The sequence below is a fragment of the Vibrio sp. T13N genome (assembly GCF_032970445.1).
Lineage (GTDB): Bacteria > Pseudomonadota > Gammaproteobacteria > Enterobacterales > Vibrionaceae > Vibrio > Vibrio diabolicus.
The window spans coordinates 1-4,315 of record NZ_JAWJYE010000039.1; the positions used below are offsets into that span (position 1 = coordinate 1).

The window sequence follows — 4,315 nt, forward strand, 5'->3', positions numbered from 1 at the left end:
TAACGCCCTGCTAAGGGGTGAACAACGCAATACCGAAGCCGCTGCATACCACCTTAATCACTAAAATCAACGCATAGTAAAAATGCCACGCGTTGTGAATCCCTCTTGAGCAGTTTGTTAGTTTGCAAACCCAAAGCGTTGATTTTACGTCATTTTAAACTTTGCAAACAATAAACCTTATATGTTTTGATGCACTTAAGTCAGGCGTAGTCTCAAAGCGGCTACTCAATGAAACCACGTGGAACAAACAACGCCGCAGAAAACGAACTCACAACACCAAAAAACGCTTTTGGAAAACCAATCTCACAGTGCGGACTTTCAACAAAGTCACTGAAACCACGTGGAACTTACCACACCAGAGAAAACGTTACTTTAGCGAGTAAATCAGCTTTTGTAGAGACAAACTCAACGAGCAAAGTTTCAGCAAAAAAGTTCAACTCAGGTCGCCCAAAAGTCGCCTCACCAAAGTACAAATCAATCGTTGAAACGATACTAATTTTGGATTTTCACCACGCTCGTTAACACTGAAATTGAACGCCGATACGACAATTTGGACTTTGAGCTTTTACAACTAGATCTTGCGATATAGCTGCGTTTTTCCTCTTGCAAACTAACGCCGCATTAAGGGGTGAACAACGCATGCCACCCAATCTAAACTATTGTGCAGTAGCCACTAAAGCTGATTCAAACCAAAACTGCCTAGCGTTGTGAATCCCTCTTGAATGCTTTGTTAGTTGCCAAACCTAAAGCTTTGATTTGAAGTTGATTGCCGCTTTGCCAACACTGTTTTTACGTGCTTTGAAAAACTCAAATCAGGCGTAGTTTCAAAGCGCCTGTCACTGAAACCACTTGGGACTCAAAGCGCCGTAGAAAACGGATTAACAACACCAAAACGCTCATTTGAAAAGACAATGTCACAGAGCTGACTCTCAACCAGCGATTCGGTTTCTGAAACAGAAAATCCAACCTCAAAAGAAACCTGAGAACGATTTTCACGAACCCGAACGATTCAAAATTGAAGTACGAAACGCCACCAAAAACACACTGATTTTAACTCTAAACATTCTGCTTTAGCTGCGCTTTCCTCGTTGGCAACTAACGCTCTGTTAAGGGGTGAGCAACGCAATACCGATGCCTCTGCAAACCACCTTACTCACTAAAACCAACGCATAGTGAAAATGCCACGCGTTGCGAATCCCTCTTGAACAGTTTGTTATGTTTTACCACAAACACATGATTCAATTGAGAAAGAACTGCTATTTCTAACTAGTTTTCTGAAGCAAACCACAAGACTAAAACCAACTTGACCACCAAAGACGACCAACCAGAAACAAGTAATGCCACTTCCCTGCTCAATGAGGCAACACGATAAAGCACCCACAAGCGCCCTTTCTTTCCAACCAAAGCGTAGAACAATGGAAAATTGCCGAGGCAACTGCCAAGCCGAAATGCTAATTAGCCAAGAACCTAAAAGCGACTTTGAGCCAGTTAAACGAGAAGCCAACCGCCACGACCTGACAATGAAGCAACCCGCGAACATTCGCATGTTTTACGGGTTGAGAGATTCAAGAACTTAGGCCGACAATGCGGATTTGCTGAGTCTACTAGGGACGAATTGACAGAGGGATAAAGAACTAGAGCATAAGACCTTTAAGCCTTTGAAATACAAGTAAACATAACGCCCTGTTAAGGGGTGAGCAACGCAATACCGAAGCCGCCGCATACCACCTTAATCACTAAAAACAACGCATAGTGAAAATGCCACGCGTTGCGAATCCCTCTTGAACAGTTTGTTATGTATTTTGGGTGCACAAATTTAATAGCAAACTTTATTATAGAGAATTTAATACCACTTTCTTAGAAACCTAAAGATTAGAGAAAGTAAAATAAATGCAATAAGACTTAAGTAAGCGCTCCATCTAACTTGTTCGGCGTTAAATTTATTTATCCTATGAAGACCATCAGAACTCGAAAGAAGAACTTCATCTCCAGCCTTAACATAAACAGTATAATAGATATTATCTACATGCGTTCTAACTAGCCCAACACTTAGATTTTCTGTATCTTTACGCGAACCATATCCTAGGGAATAGTAGTGATTTATTGAATTAAAGTCATACCATTGAACTTTAATATCGTGCTTGTATTCTTTATCAAAAAGAATTTGATAAGATAATCCACGACCAGCTGTACCATGCTTACCAGTTACCTCAGCTTTATGATATAACACATCATTATCAGTGTATGGTCCCTCAATAACTCTATTTTCTACAACACATATCGACATAATAAAAATGGCCATGAGAATTCCAGGCGCATAATATGACCCACACATTCTCTTAACAGTACGAATCATGCTTTTACTCGTTTCTAGTTGCATTGACAGTAGCTCCAACGTTAATTAGCCAGTTATCACTAACCCACAGATTAAAATACATAACGCCCTGTTAAGGTGTGAGCAACGCAATACCGATGCCGCCGCAAACCACCTTAAACACAAAACGCAACGCATAGTAAAAATGCCATGCGTTGCGAATCACTCTTAAACAGTTTGTTATAACTCTGATTTTGCCTTAGTCAATAGCTTATGAACTTCATCTGAGTTAGCGAAGTCTAAGCAATATGCTAATTCTATTGAACTACCACTTTTTGATTTATAAGAGTCAATATTCTCATTGCTCAATAACTCACTGAGCTCAAAAAATGCATCCAAAGGCAAATTAGAAAACTCTCTGTAGCCTTGCATTGCCGTTACCGCATCTTTGGCTACATCTGAGCCCTTGTAATAAGTCGCAATACAAGAAGAAAGTGCATATTTTTTAAATAACTGCTCATCACTTTGAGTGCTCAATGGACTTGCGCTTAATCCCACACTAAAAGTTGCAATAAATATAGTGCTGACTAATCCTCTAGTTTCCATAAGTACGCCTTCTTTGCTTGTGGGAAGTAACAACTATCCGTACATCTTGAGCCAGTCCAAATACTTGCATGCCCTGATGCATCTAGCCAAGTATCCACATCAACGACCAATATACCTTTGTAGTCAGCCAACTTATTCGCGTTGGGATTTTCAATTACAACCTCAGGATCACCAAACTTTTGATGCAAGAAGCTGATCAAATCCCTGACTCTGTAGATATACCAATTTCCCTGTCCACCAGATACAGTTTTATTTTTAATGTAAGGAACCTTAAAACCAGCATAATTAAGTGCATAGGACATCCGAATTGCACATGCATTTTCAAAACGGCCCTGCTCTGGTGTTAGCACATTGATATTGTGATTCACTTTACCACCAATTATTGTACCAACGTCCGATACATCTCGGTTAACCTTTGCAAAAGCCACTTTCATTTTTAGTAAGCTAGGACGTGCTGCCATTGAAAAACCTCCCCATCAATTGTTTGAACGAAAAGGTCTCACAAAATAAGCGACCATACTAACAACAAGTTAATCGTTCTTGAGGCTCTTCAAGATCAAAGGTGTAACAATGAAACTGACAAAAGAGTTATAACGCCGCGTTAAGTAGTGAGCAACGCCACCACTGAACCTAACCTATTGTGCCGTAAACACTAAAACTGATTCAAACCAAAAATGCCAAGCGTTGCGAATCTGTCTTAAACGCTTTGTTAGCTGCGTTGCCCAAGATATACACCTACACTAATACATTAACTTGGAATAATGAGGATAACCCTATGGCTAATGACAACAACTACTTCCAAAATGCATTGTTCAAAACGACCAGTGCTTCAAATAAACCAGATGCCCTTTCCCAAGAAATTAGTCTTCACAATAGAGTGATTCTTAAAACCCTTGAAGGGGAAGAAGTCACATTGTCTGTCACAAGCCTTCTGAAGCAAGACGATGGTAGCAAGCTAATCGATGGCCACATTATTGCTTTTGGTTCGAATGGCATTAAATCCAGCAATACAGTGTTGCATTTAAACCAAGAGCTACAAGGACTGAAAGAAAGTAAGGTTTGGCGTATCTACAAAAGCTAGATTGCACCTTTAAGCAGCTAACGCCCAGTTAAGGGGTGAAGCACGCAATGACTAAGCCGCTGCATAGCACTTCAACACCGAAATCAATGCATAGCAAAAATGCCACGCGTGCTGAATCCCTCTTAAACTGTTTGTTATGTGTTTGTGAAACAGCCTATTGTTGCATTGAATATGCACCTAATTAACAGATTTAGCTCCAATAAATTAGCATATATAGCTTTAACAATTGACGCATGATCATTCTGACAACTAATATCGAACAATTGTTAAGCAAAGGAAGCTGCAAATTATGACTGATTTTAAAAGCACTACTC

4 protein-coding genes are annotated in these 4,315 nt (G+C 40.0%); 1 reads left to right on the forward strand and 3 read right to left on the reverse strand.

What is annotated here, in order from left to right; translation table 11 throughout:
• Positions 1–1,843 precede the first annotated feature (1,843 nt).
• The 3 genes from R2S67_RS22510 to R2S67_RS22520 form a co-directional block, all read right to left on the reverse strand.
• Positions 1,844–2,380: a hypothetical protein gene (locus R2S67_RS22510; RefSeq protein ID WP_029793274.1), complete on the reverse strand. Its 537-nt coding sequence runs from the start codon at positions 2,378–2,380 to the stop codon at positions 1,844–1,846.
• 174 nt (positions 2,381–2,554) lie between these two features.
• Entirely contained in the window at positions 2,555–2,920 is a 366-nt protein-coding gene (locus R2S67_RS22515; RefSeq protein ID WP_025537001.1) for a T6SS amidase immunity protein Tai4 family protein, read from the reverse strand.
• Positions 2,902–3,381, reverse strand: a complete 480-nt coding sequence (locus R2S67_RS22520; protein WP_025537003.1) for a type VI secretion system amidase effector protein Tae4 — start codon at positions 3,379–3,381, stop codon at positions 2,902–2,904. Before R2S67_RS22520 ends, R2S67_RS22515 begins: the two co-directional genes overlap by 19 nt.
• A gap of 314 nt (positions 3,382–3,695) precedes the next feature.
• Here R2S67_RS22520 and R2S67_RS22525 point away from each other — a divergent pair, with 314 nt between their 5' ends.
• A complete protein-coding gene (locus tag R2S67_RS22525) occupies positions 3,696–4,001 on the forward strand; it encodes a hypothetical protein (RefSeq protein WP_193236218.1) in 306 nt (101 codons plus the stop codon).
• Positions 4,002–4,315: the final 314 nt, after the last annotated feature.